Source organism: Microcoleus sp. FACHB-1515, assembly GCF_014696105.1.
Classification (GTDB): Bacteria; Cyanobacteriota; Cyanobacteriia; order Elainellales; family Elainellaceae; genus JAAUTJ01.
Genome location: NZ_JACJPO010000054.1, coordinates 59,770 through 74,250 on the forward strand (window position 1 = coordinate 59,770; position 14,481 = coordinate 74,250).

Below are 14,481 nucleotides of genomic sequence, written 5' to 3' on the forward strand. Positions count from 1 at the left end.
TTGCTGATAGAAACTACATCATGAACATCTGAGAATCGATCGCTTTGGGATCGTGGGTGTGGCTGCTGACAAAATCGTTGGGATGCGAATCGGATTCCAGCCGACCGTCTACGAGGTTGATGATGCGATCGGCCACATCCAAAATGCGGTTGTCGTGCGTCACCATCAAGATCGTGCAGCCTTCTTCTTTGGCGAGCTTTTGCATCAGCGTGACCACATCGCGACCAGACTGCTTGTCAAGGGCTGCTGTCGGTTCGTCCGCAAGAATGAGCTTCGGCTGGTTCACCAAAGCGCGAGCGATCGCGACGCGCTGCTTTTGTCCGCCCGACAGCGAATTCGGCTTGTAATCAACACGATGACCCAGCCCCAGTTTGTCGAGAATAGCAACTGCTTGTTCGCGCTTGGTGCGAAAGCCGCCTAACAGTTCAACGGCCATTTCAACGTTTTGAGCGGCAGTGAGCGATTCAAACAAATTGTGTGCCTGAAAAATGAAGCCGATGCCGCGTCGGACGGTCACAAGCTCACGATTGCTCATACCCACAAGTTCGCGTCCCATCACTTTGAGGCTGCCTTCGTGAATCGTTCGCAGTGCGCCAATCAAACTTAAAAAAGTCGTTTTACCAGAACCAGAGGGACCCGTGATAATTGCAATTTGACCTTTGGGAAAGGTGATGCTGATATCAAATAGCGCTTGCTTTTGCAGATCGCCCGACCCGAAATAGTAGTTGAGATTGGTCACTTCAACAGCGGGCGTTTCGTCGATCGCTCCATTCATTTGCAAAGAAGTTTGCATCATCCGAACACCTCCGCCGGATCAGTAGCTTGAACTTTTCGCACGGCGATCGCGCCTGAGATTAAACACATAATGAAGGTTAGCAGTAGAATGTTGAGGGCGCGATCGAACCGCATTTCCATTAATAATCCCGTCGCGTTTGCGGTTGCAATATAGAGCAGCGTACTAATACAAAAACCGGGAATGAAGCCGAGAATTGAGAGAATTACAGCTTCTTGTAGAACAACACCGAGCAGGAAAATATTTTTGTAGCCCATTGCTTTTAATGTGGCGTATTCTGCCCAGTGATCGGCCACATCGGTATAGAGAATTTGGTAAACCAGGATAATTCCGACGACAAAAGACATGGCCGTCAGCAGCGAAAACACAAATCCGATCGTGGTATTTTCCTGCCAGTAAGTCAGTTCTTGCTGCACGAACTCAGCTTTGGTTTTGACCGCGACATCTTTGGGCAATCGATCGCGAATGCTGGCCGCCATGCGATCGGCATTCACGCCCGGAGCAAGCTTGATTAAGCCGATGTCAACGGTGGCGAGGCTGCGGCTGTCTTCTTCGGGACCGAGGTTGGCGAAGTAGCGCAAGAAGTTTTGGTCGCTCATAATCAAATTGCCGTTGCCAGAGGCAAAGTCGGTTCCGAGTGTGAAATTGCCGATGACGCGGACTTGGCGATCGGACAGCTCGGTGACGGTTCCGGGCGTGATTGAACCGACTTCCGGACGCGATTTTGTATCAACCATTACGGTGTCGGACATTTGTAGATCCGCTCGATGCGCTTTAATTTCCGGCAGCGGCAAGATCGGATCTTGCGGATTGAAAGCCAACACGCGCATCGGACGAGTCAGCTTGGTTTCCGGGTTTTTCCAGTTGGCGTTGTTGATGTAGAGCGGGTAGGCCGACTCGACGCCCTCAAACGTGCGAGCCTGAAACAGACGGCGGCGGGCGAACGCTTCGGGCACAAACATATTGGTGCGGAGGCTGCTCGACAGCACAATGTCGGCGTTGAGCTTGCCCAAAAGCTGCACTTGCGAATCAAACAAAGCGTTTTTGAAGCCTGTGAAGATGAACATCAGCAGCACAGCAAACGCAACTCCGGCCAGTGAAGTGGCAAGCTTGCGGCGATCGTGCGTCAGATTCAGCCAGGCCAGCGGAGTGCGTCTGGAAGATCTTCTTTGGGCAAATCGCTTCATGAAAACACCTCCGCAGGATCAGCTTTAATCACTTTTCGGACGGAAATCAAGCCGGAGATGGAACACATGGCGATCGTCAAGAGCAGCACAAAAATCGCGCGTCCCATGTTCATTGCCATTGGCAAAGCGTTGTTGGTCGCCGTGCGCGTCAATCCATAAAGTCCGATCGAGATGATGTAGCCAGGAATGTAGCCCATGACTGCCAGAATCACGGCTTCTTGCAGAACGACGTTGAACAAAAAGCGGCTGCGGTAGCCCATTGCTTTGAGCGTCGCGTATTCCGGTAGATGGCTGGCGATGTCGGTTGAGAGAATCTGATAAACAATCACCGTGCCAACGATGAACGAGACGACAACGCCCATGCCGAAGATGAAGCCGATCGAAGTGGTGCCAATCCAGTAAGCCTGCTCACGATCGATAATTTCCTGCTGCGTCATCACCAAGACATCTTTCGGCAATCGGGCGCGAACTGCCTTTTTCACCGCTTCGACGTTTGCACCTGGTGTGACTTGAATTAAGCCCAAATCAATGCTGCTGAGCGGACGCGGACTAAACAGCCTACGGAAATTTTGGTCGCTGACGATAATCGTGCCGTCTGCTGCAAAGCCGCCGCCCAACGTGTATTGCCCGCCGATCGTGACTCGCCGCCGACTGCTTTCGGTTTCGATTCCGGTTGTCTGCGGTCCAAATTCTGGACGCGAGAAGCGATCGATCAAAACTGTATCCGGCTGGCGCAAAATCTGAAGCGTTTCCGGCTGATTCAGTTCTGGCATTGTCCAAACCGGATCGGTCGGATTAAAGCCATACACGAACATCGATCGCGTCCGGCGAGTTTCCGGATTGCGCCACTGCTGATAGCCGACATACAAAGGCATGACGCGCTCAACGCCTTCGAGTCCGGCCACCTGATAAAGTCGGTCGCGATCGAAGGGTTTGCTGGTGCTAATTTCCAACGTGCGCGGCGAGATCAGGAAAATTTGCGCGTTCATCCGGCTATAAAGCTGGCTGGCCGTTAGCGCCAAAGAACCGAGAAAGCCAAGATTCATGAACACCAGCAGGACGGCAAACGCGACTCCGGCGATCGCCACAATCAAGCGCGTCCGTTCTGAAATTAAATTGAGAAAGGCCAATGGTGTGCGTTTCATTCCAACACCTCTCGCACATCGATCGATCGCATTCCCGCTCGTTTGGCGGCTTCAAGTCCCGTATCGCTGTCTTCATAAACTAAGCAGTCAGCCGGAGCAACGCCGAGCCGTTCCGCCGCCAGCAGAAAAATGTCGGGTGCAGGTTTACCGTGCTGCACATCGTTTCGGCAAACGATCGCATCAAAATCTTGACGCATCTCGATCGCATCCAAAGTCGCTTCCACCACAGATCGATCGCCGCCCGAAGCTAGTGCGATCGGCAGTTTTCCAGCGTGGTCGCGAGCAATTGCGGCGATCGGCTCGATCGGGCGAATTTTGTCAACAAGCTGATAAAACTGCTGCTGGCGCGATCGATTCACTGCGTCTACGTCCAGCGCGTAGCCAAACTGCTGATTGAACTGCACGAGCATTTCACCTGCCGACAAGCCACAGTGGTCGTAAAACCAAGCGCGATCGAACGCGATGCCAAATGCGTGGAGGGCGATCGCAAACGATTCAAAATGCGCGGGCAGCGTATCGGCCAGCGTCCCGTCGCAGTCAAAAATTAGAGCGCGGGCGTTCATGACGGTTCAGAAGTAGCAGTGGGACTGGGCGAAGGCGTGACGGGTGAAGGCGCCCCTTCAACATCAATGCGGACATCCACCTGTAAGTTAGTAAGCTGCCGCACTGGTTCACTTTGATCGAGGCGGATGCGGACTTCGACCACGCGAGCATCCGCATTTGCTGCGGGATCATCATCCAAAATATTGTTTTTGAAGATTTGGCTGCCGATGCGAGTCACGCGGCCTGTCAACGTCTCGCTGAATGCTCCGTTGCGGCTGGTAATCGTTGCTGTTTGACCGACCCGGACGCGCCCGATGTCAGTTTCATATACTTCTGCCACCACATCCATCTGGCGTGTGTTGCCTAATTCCAAAATGCCCTGTTCTTGCGTGCCGCTGCCGCCTGCTGCGATCGCTTCTCCGGTTTTCGTATGGATTCGCAGCACTTCGCCTGTACGCGGAGCGCGAATGACCGTCCGAGCCAGTTGCGCCTCGGCAAGCTGCAAGTTGCGAGCAGCAGACTGAACGGTGACTTCGGCTTGCGATCGCGTCAGTTCCGCTTCAGCAGATTGCACCTGCGCCTGCGCGTTCGATAGGTCAGAATTGCGAGCGGTTTGCAGGCGAACCAGTTCGGCGCGAGCGCTGTTGAGGGCTTCTTGCCGCTGCCGGAGTTCCGAGGTGCGCTGGTCGAGCTGCTGCCGCGCCACTGCGCCTTGATTGACGAGATCTTGCGTCCGCCGCAGTTCTATTTGCGCTAAATCGAGTTCGGCCTGAAGCTGACGAATCGTGGCGGCTTGCGCCTGAACCTCGGCAGCTTGGGGGCGATCGACCTGCGACACTCGCGTTTGTGCTTCTTGAATTTCAGCTTGGCCGGACTGAGTGATGGCAGCGAGGCGCGATCGCGCTTCGGCTAATTCACTGGCGGCCACATCACGCTGCGCCTGTTGCTGGTCGTAGGTTTCTAGCACTGCCAAGATTTGCCCCTGCTGCACATAGTCGCCTTCTGCGACGAGCATCCGCGCAATTCGTTCGCCTGCTGGCCCGCCGACGCGCACCACTTCGCCTTCCGGCTCAAGCCGACCGAGCGCGGCGACGGTTACCTGCTGTGGGGGTGGAGCCGCTTCCTCGATCGCTTGCTGCTCTGCTCGCTGCGTGTACGTGCGGAAGGCAAAAAATCCGAGTCCGGGCAGCAAGAGCAAAAGAAGTACGATCAGGATATTCCGCCCTTGATTGTTTCTGTTTCGCCCCTGTTTGGGCTTGCGAGGCACGTCTGTAATCGTCATGGCCGCTAGTGTCTTGGCGCGAGGGGAGACCAATCGATCGAGTTCAGTGCTGCTTCTGGGCAGTCGGCGCAAGCTCGCAGCCGAGAGGCATCTGAAGAAAAGATGGAAATCGATCGCGAAGCTTGCGGTACGGTATCGTCACTGCAATTTGCAGTAACTGCACTGCACCGTGTAGTGTGGTTATATGTCTTTACACTACACCGTTCCGTGCAGTCTGTCTACAAAAGTTCATATGCTCGAACTGTAGCAAGCCACTTGTGACCTGCCTCCTCCGCACGTCAGACTTTCATTTTGTTCTTTCACTTATGATTTGCCCGCCATGCTTAGCGAACAATCAGGCCTTTTTTCACCCCATACTAAAGACAAGCCTGAGCAAATTTTGCAGGGGGCAATGCAGGTTTTTTTGCAGCACGGCTATCGCGGCACTAGTATGGATCGCGTTGCTGCCCAAGCAGGCGTTTCAAAACACACAATCTACAATCACTTTCAGGGCAAAGAAGGACTTTTTGTTGCTCTCATTGAACGCCTAGTGCTGCGTCGATTTGACCTGGAATTTCCCGATTGTTCGCTGCCTTTAAGTGAACCACCCGATCGCGTTTTACGTCGCGTTGCCGAAATCTTTTTGGGACTGATGGACGACCCGGAATACATTGCGTTCATTCGCTTGATGATTGCCGAATCTGGTCGCTTTCCCGATCTGGCTCAGCTTTATATGCGCCAGGTTTTGCAAGAGGGCGATGCAGTTTTGGGTGAGTATTTTCGATCGCATCCCCAGCTTAATCTTGCCGATCCAGAAATGACAACGCGCGTTTTTACAGGGGCATTGGTAAGTTTTATTCTCGGCCAAGAAGTGCTGCACGAAAAACAAATTAATCCGATCGATAAACAGCGATTTGTTGAAAACCTGGTGGCGATCGTGCTGTGCCAAGCGAATCCCACAAAGTGATGGAATGCTAGTTCTAAATCGGTAGACACGATTTAACAGAAGTTGGGTCAGGACTGACGCTGTGAAAAGGTAAATTTGAGGTTGTTGATCATTTCTGGTTGCGCTAGTGCGATCGATCCGGCTGAAGTCTAATCAATTTCCTGAAGCTGAGCGGCGATGCGTTCGCCAAATTCGGCATCAGTGTTTGCCAGCCCCAACAGTTGCAAATATTCCACTTCGCTCAGTCCTGCTGCGGCGATCGCCCCATACGCTTCGGCTTCAATTTCTTGCTGAATTCGCAGAGATTCCGATTCGGTTTCTGCCGCTTGCAGTTCGGGTTCGCGGCGATCGATCAGCCGCAGCACTTGCAGGTAGGCTTGCACGAACTGACTAACTTTTTCAGCCGAAATATCGCTGGCGCTGAAGCTGGATGGTGCAGGAGCAGCAATGGCTGGAGGCGGTTCGATCGCATCGGGGACATCGGCTGCCCAAGTTGGAGTGAGCCAGTTGAGCCATAGAATTAGGGCGATCGCAGGCAAGAGTATTAATTTTTTTATAAACTTCTCAGAATTGCAGCCGTTTTGCTCCGCAGATTTGCCTACGCAGCCTCTAGAATTGAAGAATAAGCATAAGTACATAGTAAAAAGGGAAAGGGTGGTAAAGCAGTATGGCAAATGAAGATACGTCTTCGGTGGGGACACTATCTGAGCGAGAATTGCAAATTGTTGAACTTGTCGCGTCCGGCTTGACAAACCAGGAAATTGCCGAAAAGCTCGAAATCAGCAAGCGCACCGTTGACAACCATATCAGCAATATTTTGACGAAAACCGCAACGGGCAATCGTGTCGCCTTGGTGCGTTGGGCGTTGCAGTGGGGCAAGGTCTGCATTGATGAAGTCAACTGCTGTACGCTGCCTGCCGTGCCAATTCCTCGCGATGAACTGATTTCTTAAAGCGATCGCTTCACTAGTCGATGATTTCTGTGAAAATTCATGCCTTCGATCGAATCTCCTGTGCAAATTTGCTGTCCCCGCTTGCCGCTGGCGATTTACCGAGAGGTGAGAGCGCACTTGCGGCAGGTTGAAGGCGTCGAGGTGGAACTGCTGCCGCAAATGTCGCTTCAGTTTGACTATCTGCAAAGTCAGGTTGGCGGAATTGATATTCGCTACACCCAGGCAGCAACCACTCAATCGGTCGAGCGGGTGGGTCAGATTTTGGCGTACTATGGCGATCGCTACGGCAGTTGGCAGGCGATCTAAATTAGAAAAATGGGCAGCATTCAGGCAGTTCGAGGCACAAGGGACATTTTGCCCGAAGAAGTCGGCTATTGGCAGCAGGCCGAAGCAACGGCACGCGAGATTTTTCGCCGTGCGGCCTATCACGAAATTCGTCCGCCTGTCTTCGAGCAAACCGACCTCTATGAGCGCGGCATCGGTGAGGCGACGGATGTGGTCGGCAAGGAAATGTATACGTTTAAGGATCGGGGCGATCGATCGATCACGCTGCGCCCGGAAGCGACTGCCGGAATCGTCCGCGCCTTCATCGAGCACGGACTACACGCCCAAGGCGGCGTTCAGCGCTTGTGGTACATTGGCCCCATGTTTCGCTACGAACGACCGCAAGCCGGACGCCAGCGGCAGTTTCACCAGATTGACCTGGAAATTTTGGGCAGTGCCGATCCAAGAGCGGATGTCGAGGTAATTGCGATCGCGACTGACCTTTTGCAAAGGTTGGGCGTGAAATCGCTCAGTCTCGATCTCAACTCAGTGGGAACACCGATCGATCGCGCCACCTACCGCGAAGCACTGGTCAATTATTTCACGCCCTACAAAGCCGACCTTGACCCGGATTCGCAAGACCGCCTGACGCGCAATCCGCTCCGCATTCTCGACAGCAAAGATGAGCGGACGCAAGACATTGTGCGCGATGCGCCAAGCATTCTCGATCACCTCAGTTCTGAGTCACAAGCGCGGTTCGATCGCGTGCAGCAAGGACTCACCGATTTGGGCATCGCCTTCAAGCTCAATCCCCGACTGGTGCGCGGATTGGACTACTACACACACACCGCCTTCGAGATTCAGTCGAGCGACTTGGGTGCACAGGCGACGGTTTGCGGCGGCGGACGTTATGACGGACTGGTGCGCGAACTGGGTGGTCCCGATACTCCCGCGATCGGGTGGGGCATGGGCATGGAGCGCTTGATCTTGCTGATGCAAAAGCTCGCAGAACCTACATCGCCGCCGCTTGATTTCTACGTGATTTCGCGAGGCGAACAGGCAGAAGCTCAGGCGCTCAAGCTGGCGCAAACGATGCGGCATCTCGATTTTGCGGTTGAGCTAGATCTCAGCAGCAGCGCATTTGGCAAACAGTTTAAGCGAGCCGATCGATCGGGCGCTTTGGCCTGCCTAATTATCGGAGACGACGAAGCCGCAGTCCAATCCGTGAAGCTCAAGTGGTTGGGATCGGGCGAACAGCAAGCGATCGATCAGTCCAATCTTCCAACAATGGCCGCAGAACTTCACCAAAAACTGAACGTCCTGCGGCAGCCATAGCGATTCGGATCGCCTCATTGTCCATTTTGCCTCCTCCAATCATGCACCTGCGATCGGCTCACGCTCAAGATATCGATTTCATCGTGGCGCAAGAAGCGCGATCGGACTTTCAAAACTTCATCGGTCGCTGGAGCCGCGAAGAACACACGGCCAATCTGCAAGATGCCGATCAGCAATATCTGGTTGTTGAGGAAGCTGGAGTAATCGGCTACGCGATTTTGAAAGGCTTGCAGTCTGCCAATCGATCGATTGAACTGGCTCGCTTCGTCATTTCCCAGCCCGGACGAGGCTTCGGACGCAAAGCGCTCTGTCAACTGATCACGCTTGCCTTTGAGCAGCATCACGCGCATCGCTTTTGGCTCGATGTGTTTCCGCACAATGCGCGGGCGCGGCATCTGTATGAATCGATCGGCTTTCAGGTCGAGGGAACCCTGCGCGATGTCGAGAAGCGCGGCGAAGCGTACTATTCTTTGATCATTATGTCGATGCTCGAAGCCGAATACCGTTCGCTATTTTTGCATGAAGATTCCGCCGATTTCCGACTGGCCGACCACTGCCGCTGATGCTGTCGTGCTACAAAACAAGCTGCGATCGAGCATCATCACGACCGACCAGCTTCGTGAAGTGCGGTACGTGGCCGGAGTCGATGCGGGCTATGAAGACGACGGTGAAATCACTCGCGCTGCGGTTGCCGTCCTCAGCTTTCCTGACCTGAAGCTGCAAGAGCAAGCGATCGCCCATCGCCCGACCACTTTTCCTTACGTCCCCGGCTTCCTCTCCTTCCGCGAAGTGCCCGCCGTCCTCGCCGCCCTAGAACAACTGACAATCACGCCGGATCTGCTGCTCTGTGACGGACAAGGACTGGCGCATCCGCGTCGCTTCGGCATCGCCTGCCATCTTGGATTACTCGTCGATCTGCCTGCGATCGGAGTTGCCAAATCTCGCCTGATCGGAACCCACGCCGAACTGAGCGAAGAAAAAGGCGCGTGGGTTCCGCTGATCGACAAGAAAGAAACGATCGGCGCCGTGTTGCGGACGCGATCGCGCACCAATCCGCTTTATATTTCGATCGGTCATCGGATTAGTTTGGAGACGGCGATCGACTATGTACTCCGCTGCACTCCCAAATATCGTCTTCCCGAAACGACGCGCATCGCTGACAAACTCGCGTCTAATCGGAATTAGCACTAACTCCTCATTACAATGGAGCTTGAATATCGTTTTCATCCGAGAAGGCAAGTGGGATTACTTTTTTGGGCGTGTTGCTTCCACACCTGCAAATCAAGCTCGATCGATACAAAATAAGGAAAATTTGCTGGCTTTAGGTATTGACGAGGAAAACAACGGACGTGATCGCCTGCTTGAAATTTTTGAAGCAGGGTTAGATGCACCTCAAACTGAGCAAAGAGTAGACAGCTATGGAACCACAATCAGCCGGAGAATTCAAATCAGAAATGGTGCTGTCGAGGGAGATATCACAGTTCGATACTTGTACCGAGGAGGAGACCTGTCTTCAATTCCTGAAGTGACCTCAATTTTGCCCAGAGTGTACAGGTAGGAGATTTGAGCATGATTCAATTTGTTTCTGAAGATGTTTTCAATCAAATCGATGGAGTTAGACAGATTATTGCAGGCGAATATTCCAGAAAATTTGCAGTAATCGAACTAGAAGGCAAGCTCGGAAACTATGGATTAAGTTGGAATAGCGATTTGATTGAGCCAATTGTAAAGCGATCGCCCGATCAATCAGCGCTGTGGATTGGAGTCGATCGACAACTTGCAGCAATCTGTCTCAGGACTGGTCGAGTTCTGCTAAAACTTAATCTATTCACAAATCTAGTTAATATTGAATTTGCAGATTCCAAGGCTGCTGTAATTGCGGAAACAGAAGTATTCACTTTTAATGAAAGCGCTACAACGATGGTGAGTTATTGGCTACCAGAAATTGCGATCGATGCAGTTTTTTTTGAGGCTAAACTAAGCGTTAAATTGCTTGATGGGCAAGAATTTATACTCGATTTGCAGACGGGAAAAAGCACAATTTCAAATCCCTTAGTGCGATCGCCTGGTTCGTAAATAATTTCTAATCATTCACTCACAAACCTTTAATTCATGACCACGATCGCCGCTGCCCTTGCTGCCAATCAAGCCTTCTATCGCGCTTTTGAGAAAAAAGAGATTGAAGCGATGCGATCGATTTGGTCGAAGGGAACCGGAAGTTTGTGCATTCATCCGGGTAGTGCCGCTCTGCGCGGCTGGGAGCAAATTGAAATTTCGTGGCAAAAGATTTTTCGCAATACGGCCTACATGGAAGTTGAAATCGAAGTCATTTCCGCCGAGATCAGTGGCAATTTGGCTTACATTGTGCTGACGGAAACGGTTTTGCAGATCGTGGGCGGACGTAGGGTGCAGGCTGCGACGATCGCCACGAATATTTTTGAACTGATGGGTGGAGAGTGGTTTTTGATTCACCATCACGGCAGTCCCATCCTACGTTAGGTAGACGGCGCAACGAGGGCGATCGCGCTAAAGTAAATCGCATTCCCTAACTTGAATGCTGTCCTCAAGCAATATGCGACGTTCTGCCTGTCTAATTTTCAATCCGGTTGCAGGTCAAGGCGATCCAGAGCAAGATTTAGCCAGAATTCAGGAGTTGCTAGAGCCTGAATTTGATCTTGATATTCGACTCACTTCACCGGATGTGGGTGCGGATGTGCTGGCAAAAGAAGCGGTTGAGCGGGGCGCGGAGATGATCATTGCGTCGGGTGGCGACGGGACGCTTTCGACGGCAGCAGCTGCTCTAATTGGCACAGGTATTCCCTGCGGCATCATCTCGCGCGGCACGGCAAACGCTTTTGCGAACGCGATGGACATTCCCGATACGATCGATGCTGCCTGCGAAACAATCCTCAACGGCAAAACGCAAGTCGTGGATGCGGCGATGTGTAACGGAATGCCGATGGTGCTGCTGATGGGGATTGGTTTTGAAGCGGAAGTGGTAGAAAAAGCCGATCGCCAAGCCAAAAATCGCTTTGGCATTTTGGCCTACGTGCTGGCCGGACTTCAGCAATTGCGCGAGATGAATCGGTTCACAGCAGAAATCGAAACCGAAGAGAAAATTGTGCAGGTTGAGGCTGCGGCAATTACGATCGCCAACGCCGCTCCGCCCACTTCGATTTTGGCGCAAGGTCCCGCTGGACTTGACGTGGCCGATGGGCTGCTTGACATTACAATCGTTGCACCAACCACGAAAGCAAGTGCGATCGCGGCCAGCGTTCATCTGCTGCAAACGGCTCTGAACAGCAATCCAGTCGAGCGCGACGACATCGGCTATCTGCGTGCCCGCAAGATTCGCGTTACGGCTGACCCTGCTCAAAAAGTTGTGGTGGATGGTGAACTGTTTGGCGAGACGCCGATCGAAATCGAGTGCATTCCGGGCGGTCTGACGCTGTTGGTGCCTGCTGTGGAAGAAGAAATTCCGGCTGAGAAGCTGGATGGTTTGCCGGGACTGGTCATAATCGAGAAAGACGAACCCGCGCTGGAAACGGCCGAGTAGCCTAGTCAAATTTAAGCTGTACGAGGTTGGAGAGGCGTTCTGTTTAGAGCGCCTTTTTCTTGCCTTGGCAGGGTCGATCGCAGTGGGCAACATGACAGTATTTCTGCTTTGAAACAGGTGGCACAGCGATCGGAACAAAGCTTACTTTTCTACGTCCAACAATGACAAAATTTTCATCATTCTGTTATGAAACACTAAGGTCATAGAGTGACAAACTTTTCAATCTTTTTATTTTGATGTGACAGTTGACGAACAGACCATTAGTCATTCACAAGAGTAACTTTACAAATTACAACAATAATATCAGTGCAGTGAAATCAAAGCAAATAAGGCGCTTCCGCTCTACCGAATCATATCAGAAAGGTAAAAAGCGGAGCCTAAGCCATTTGCAAAGTTGCTCAATATTCCTTCTGATTGAGAAAAACAACTTGCCCCACTGCCCAAACTCGCTGGAACTTTGAAGTCGGTTTCAACGACAAAGTAATTAAAGGAAAGTGACTTCCAAAAACCATTCAACGCTAAGGAACGTGACCATGAAATTCTCGAAAATTGCAACGCTTTCTGCTCTTGCTGCTGTTGTTGTTGCCCCGATCGTGGCAGGCGCTCGCCCTGCTGCTGCACTGCCAACTGGCATGGAAGGAACCTACGTGGGTGCTGGCGTGTCGGCGGGCGTGATCAGCGGTGACGGCCAAGATTCACAGTTTGGCGGTACGATTCAAGGCCGCATCGACATTCCCAACGTGCCAGTTTCGGCTCGCGGTGCCGTCCTGTTTACCGATGACACCAGCGCGATCGTCCCCACGCTGACCTACGACATTCCTATCAGCAGCCGTGCCAACATCTATGCAGGTGCAGGCTACTCGTTCGTCGATTCTGACGGTCTGCAAACTTCGCCCTTGGGCAACCAAGACTCGTTTGTGCTGACGGCAGGTGCTGAAACCGAAGTTGCGCCTCGTGTCGTGGTCTTTGGTGATGCCAAGCTTGGCTTTGATGCCTACCAACAAAGCTCTGATCCTGCTCTTGCCCTGCAAGTCGGTGCTGGCTTCCGGTTCTAATTGTCTCGAATGGGGGGAGATATCCCCCTATTCAGGTACGAGTAATAAGGTTTTCAAACGGAGATGGTGAGGAGGCAGACAGATTTCTTGTCTGCCTTTTTTGCTTACAAGCTTTGCAGCGCTGCGACTGTTTTTTCATTCACAACATTGCCCGTGTTGAGCGTCGAAACTGGCTCAAGCAGCATCACGTGCGCTTCTTCAAGGGCAACGGGTTTATGTTCTACGCCTTTGGGAACGATGATGAATTCACCAGGATTAAGCGTTACTGTTCGAGTCCGTTCCGGCAGCGCTTCGCGGCCAGCGAAGCTGATCCGTACCGGATCGCGAAATTCGATCGACAACTGCCCTTGAATCACTAGAAAAAGCTTGTCTTCCTGCCCGTGATGATGCCAGGTAAACTCTCCTTGAACCTTAACCAGCTTGACCTGCTGCCCATTTAGTTCACCAACAATTTTGGGACTCCAGTAGTCCGAGAATAAAGCGAATTTTTCGTTAAGGTTTACTTTCTCCATTAGTCTTCTTGAGGTTGATACTGCAAAAAAAAGGGACACAATTCCTTAGCTGTGTCCCTCAACAATTATTTCATCCAAATTTTAGTGGTGATGGTGATGATGGCCGTGATCGTGGCTGTGGCTATGGCCGTGATCGTGCGAGTGTTGCGCTTGAGCAACGGCCAGCGTGGGATTGACGGCGCTCGCCTGCTCCGACAGCAAAGCAGCAATTTGGGGATTTGCCCAGTCTGCTGCCATTTTGAGGAATTCGGGGCGATCGTTCACGCAGGGCATTTGCACGTAGGTGACATGCGGATGCTTGCGGCGCAGTCCGTGAATGATGTGATCAACATCTAGCAGCGTCTCGTGATTTTCGGTCGCGAAGCCGATCGGCATGAAGACGAGCGCAGTTGCGCCCAAGTCGATCAAATTGCGGGCGGCGAGATCGGCGTTCGGCTGCGTCCACTCGATCAGGGGCGTTTGGTGATTCAGCCAGCCAACCGAGATGAGTGGAAAGCGGTAGATCAGTTTTTCGCGGACGCGATCGTAGAGTGCCTGACTTTCCTCAATGCCAGACGTGAAGCCTTTTGCCTTGTGCGGACAGCCGTGATTCATCAAGATGATTCCGGTCTGTGAGGGCAAATGCGCGACGGCGAGATCTTTTGCGATCTTTTCTTCGACCATTTGCGCCATCAGATCGATATAGGCAGGCTCGTTGTAGAACGAGGGGATGTAGCGCTGGCCTTTAACCCAGTGTTCCGTGCCATCCACCATTTGCGCCAGCGCTTTGTTCACCTGCTCGACGGCAATGCCGCTGGTGAAAATCGAATCGACCACTAGTGCAGGGTGGCGGAAGTCGTTATACAGCTAAGATGAGGGCATTGTCGCTCTAAAACTGATCAATGCCGACCCCTCAAGCACTGGCTGTTGAATTGTCTGAGCAACAAATGCTG

At 52.5% G+C, this 14,481-nt stretch carries 18 protein-coding genes and 1 pseudogene; 11 read left to right on the forward strand and 8 right to left on the reverse strand.

The features are described 5' to 3' along the window. Positions 1-13: 13 nt before the first annotated feature. The 5 genes from H6F67_RS18320 to H6F67_RS18340 are packed head-to-tail and all read right to left on the reverse strand — an operon-like array spanning position 14 to position 4,950. Entirely contained in the window at positions 14-793 is a 780-nt protein-coding gene (locus tag H6F67_RS18320; RefSeq protein ID WP_199304508.1) for an ATP-binding cassette domain-containing protein, read from the reverse strand. Further along, the gene (gene devC / locus H6F67_RS18325) at positions 793-1,980 is read right to left on the reverse strand and encodes an ABC transporter permease DevC (RefSeq protein WP_190768065.1); all 1,188 of its coding nucleotides are present in this window, start codon (positions 1,978-1,980) and stop codon (positions 793-795) included. The genes H6F67_RS18320 and devC (H6F67_RS18325) overlap by 1 nt, the downstream gene beginning before the upstream one ends. Further along, positions 1,977-3,125: an ABC transporter permease DevC gene (devC, locus tag H6F67_RS18330; protein WP_190768066.1), complete on the reverse strand. Its 1,149-nt coding sequence runs from the start codon at positions 3,123-3,125 to the stop codon at positions 1,977-1,979. Before devC (H6F67_RS18330) ends, devC (H6F67_RS18325) begins: the two co-directional genes overlap by 4 nt. Then, complete coding sequence (locus tag H6F67_RS18335) at positions 3,122-3,688, reverse strand: HAD family phosphatase (protein ID WP_190768067.1); 567 nt, start codon at positions 3,686-3,688, stop codon at positions 3,122-3,124. The genes devC (H6F67_RS18330) and H6F67_RS18335 overlap by 4 nt, the downstream gene beginning before the upstream one ends. Continuing rightward, positions 3,685-4,950 carry an HlyD family efflux transporter periplasmic adaptor subunit gene (locus H6F67_RS18340; RefSeq protein ID WP_190768068.1) on the reverse strand — a complete coding sequence of 422 codons (1,266 nt, stop codon included), beginning with the start codon at positions 4,948-4,950 and terminating at the stop codon, positions 3,685-3,687. Before H6F67_RS18340 ends, H6F67_RS18335 begins: the two co-directional genes overlap by 4 nt. A 319-nt stretch (positions 4,951-5,269) precedes the next feature. Between H6F67_RS18340 and H6F67_RS18345 the strand changes: the two genes are divergently transcribed. Next, positions 5,270-5,896 carry a TetR/AcrR family transcriptional regulator gene (locus tag H6F67_RS18345; RefSeq protein WP_190768069.1) on the forward strand — a complete coding sequence of 209 codons (627 nt, stop codon included), beginning with the start codon at positions 5,270-5,272 and terminating at the stop codon, positions 5,894-5,896. Positions 5,897-6,024: 128 nt separating this feature from the next. On the opposite strand, the gene H6F67_RS18350 is transcribed toward H6F67_RS18345, so the two are convergent. Further along, positions 6,025-6,414 (reverse strand): DUF4168 domain-containing protein, encoded by a 390-nt coding sequence (locus H6F67_RS18350; RefSeq protein ID WP_242020706.1) that lies wholly within the window; start codon positions 6,412-6,414, stop codon positions 6,025-6,027. 128 nt (positions 6,415-6,542) lie between these two features. On the opposite strand from H6F67_RS18350, the gene H6F67_RS18355 reads away from it, so the two are divergent. The 10 genes from H6F67_RS18355 to H6F67_RS18400 all read left to right on the forward strand — a co-directional run bounded on the left by H6F67_RS18355 (position 6,543) and on the right by H6F67_RS18400 (position 13,037). After that, on the forward strand, positions 6,543-6,827 hold the full coding sequence (locus H6F67_RS18355) for a LuxR C-terminal-related transcriptional regulator (protein ID WP_190768071.1): 285 nt from the start codon (positions 6,543-6,545) through the stop codon (positions 6,825-6,827). A 39-nt stretch (positions 6,828-6,866) separates the two neighbouring features. Next, positions 6,867-7,133 (forward strand): hypothetical protein, encoded by a 267-nt coding sequence (locus tag H6F67_RS18360; RefSeq protein ID WP_190768072.1) that lies wholly within the window; start codon positions 6,867-6,869, stop codon positions 7,131-7,133. A 9-nt stretch (positions 7,134-7,142) separates the two neighbouring features. Next, a complete protein-coding gene (hisS, locus tag H6F67_RS18365; RefSeq protein WP_190768073.1) occupies positions 7,143-8,426 on the forward strand; it encodes a histidine--tRNA ligase in 1,284 nt (427 codons plus the stop codon). A 17-nt stretch (positions 8,427-8,443) separates the two neighbouring features. Beyond that, positions 8,444-8,989, forward strand: coding sequence for a GNAT family N-acetyltransferase (locus H6F67_RS18370; RefSeq protein ID WP_199304505.1), 546 nt, complete (start codon positions 8,444-8,446; stop codon positions 8,987-8,989). After that, positions 8,946-9,611: a deoxyribonuclease V gene (gene nfi / locus H6F67_RS18375; RefSeq protein WP_190768074.1), complete on the forward strand. Its 666-nt coding sequence runs from the start codon at positions 8,946-8,948 to the stop codon at positions 9,609-9,611. The genes H6F67_RS18370 and nfi overlap by 44 nt, the downstream gene beginning before the upstream one ends. A gap of 25 nt (positions 9,612-9,636) precedes the next feature. Further along, positions 9,637-9,984, forward strand: a complete 348-nt coding sequence (locus H6F67_RS18380; protein ID WP_190768075.1) for a hypothetical protein — start codon at positions 9,637-9,639, stop codon at positions 9,982-9,984. 11 nt (positions 9,985-9,995) lie between these two features. Beyond that, positions 9,996-10,502, forward strand: a complete 507-nt coding sequence (locus H6F67_RS18385) for a hypothetical protein (protein ID WP_190768076.1) — start codon at positions 9,996-9,998, stop codon at positions 10,500-10,502. Between the two features lie 36 nt (positions 10,503-10,538). Further along, positions 10,539-10,925 carry a nuclear transport factor 2 family protein gene (locus H6F67_RS18390; RefSeq protein WP_190768077.1) on the forward strand — a complete coding sequence of 129 codons (387 nt, stop codon included), beginning with the start codon at positions 10,539-10,541 and terminating at the stop codon, positions 10,923-10,925. A gap of 55 nt (positions 10,926-10,980) precedes the next feature. Beyond that, positions 10,981-11,982 (forward strand): YegS/Rv2252/BmrU family lipid kinase, encoded by a 1,002-nt coding sequence (locus H6F67_RS18395; protein WP_396798375.1) that lies wholly within the window; start codon positions 10,981-10,983, stop codon positions 11,980-11,982. A gap of 533 nt (positions 11,983-12,515) precedes the next feature. Next, positions 12,516-13,037, forward strand: coding sequence for an outer membrane beta-barrel protein (locus H6F67_RS18400; protein WP_190768078.1), 522 nt, complete (start codon positions 12,516-12,518; stop codon positions 13,035-13,037). A gap of 104 nt (positions 13,038-13,141) precedes the next feature. On the opposite strand, the gene H6F67_RS18405 is transcribed toward H6F67_RS18400, so the two are convergent. Both H6F67_RS18405 and H6F67_RS18410 read right to left on the reverse strand, forming a co-directional pair. Continuing rightward, positions 13,142-13,549: a cupin domain-containing protein gene (locus H6F67_RS18405; RefSeq protein WP_190768079.1), complete on the reverse strand. Its 408-nt coding sequence runs from the start codon at positions 13,547-13,549 to the stop codon at positions 13,142-13,144. An 81-nt stretch (positions 13,550-13,630) separates the two neighbouring features. Beyond that, positions 13,631-14,377, reverse strand: a pseudogene (locus H6F67_RS18410) (ferrochelatase); the annotation flags it as partial. Positions 14,378-14,481: the final 104 nt, after the last annotated feature.

What these genes read in the sequence shown, in the direction of transcription:
- H6F67_RS18320 (WP_199304508.1), bottom strand. Translation starts at nt 793, where the DNA reads ATGCAAACTTCTTTGCAAATGAATGGAGCGATCGACGAAACGCCCGCT.
- devC (WP_190768065.1), bottom strand. Translation starts at nt 1,980, where the DNA reads ATGAAGCGATTTGCCCAAAGAAGATCTTCCAGACGCACTCCGCTGGCC.
- devC (WP_190768066.1), bottom strand. Translation starts at nt 3,125, where the DNA reads ATGAAACGCACACCATTGGCCTTTCTCAATTTAATTTCAGAACGGACG.
- H6F67_RS18335 (WP_190768067.1), bottom strand. Translation starts at nt 3,688, where the DNA reads ATGAACGCCCGCGCTCTAATTTTTGACTGCGACGGGACGCTGGCCGAT.
- H6F67_RS18340 (WP_190768068.1), bottom strand. Translation starts at nt 4,950, where the DNA reads ATGACGATTACAGACGTGCCTCGCAAGCCCAAACAGGGGCGAAACAGA.
- H6F67_RS18345 (WP_190768069.1), top strand. Translation starts at nt 5,270, where the DNA reads ATGCTTAGCGAACAATCAGGCCTTTTTTCACCCCATACTAAAGACAAG.
- H6F67_RS18355 (WP_190768071.1), top strand. Translation starts at nt 6,543, where the DNA reads ATGGCAAATGAAGATACGTCTTCGGTGGGGACACTATCTGAGCGAGAA.
- H6F67_RS18360 (WP_190768072.1), top strand. Translation starts at nt 6,867, where the DNA reads ATGCCTTCGATCGAATCTCCTGTGCAAATTTGCTGTCCCCGCTTGCCG.
- hisS (WP_190768073.1), top strand. Translation starts at nt 7,143, where the DNA reads ATGGGCAGCATTCAGGCAGTTCGAGGCACAAGGGACATTTTGCCCGAA.
- nfi (WP_190768074.1), top strand. Translation starts at nt 8,946, where the DNA reads ATGAAGATTCCGCCGATTTCCGACTGGCCGACCACTGCCGCTGATGCT.
- H6F67_RS18385 (WP_190768076.1), top strand. Translation starts at nt 9,996, where the DNA reads ATGATTCAATTTGTTTCTGAAGATGTTTTCAATCAAATCGATGGAGTT.
- H6F67_RS18390 (WP_190768077.1), top strand. Translation starts at nt 10,539, where the DNA reads ATGACCACGATCGCCGCTGCCCTTGCTGCCAATCAAGCCTTCTATCGC.
- H6F67_RS18395 (WP_396798375.1), top strand. Translation starts at nt 10,981, where the DNA reads ATGCTGTCCTCAAGCAATATGCGACGTTCTGCCTGTCTAATTTTCAAT.
- H6F67_RS18400 (WP_190768078.1), top strand. Translation starts at nt 12,516, where the DNA reads ATGAAATTCTCGAAAATTGCAACGCTTTCTGCTCTTGCTGCTGTTGTT.
- H6F67_RS18405 (WP_190768079.1), bottom strand. Translation starts at nt 13,549, where the DNA reads ATGGAGAAAGTAAACCTTAACGAAAAATTCGCTTTATTCTCGGACTAC.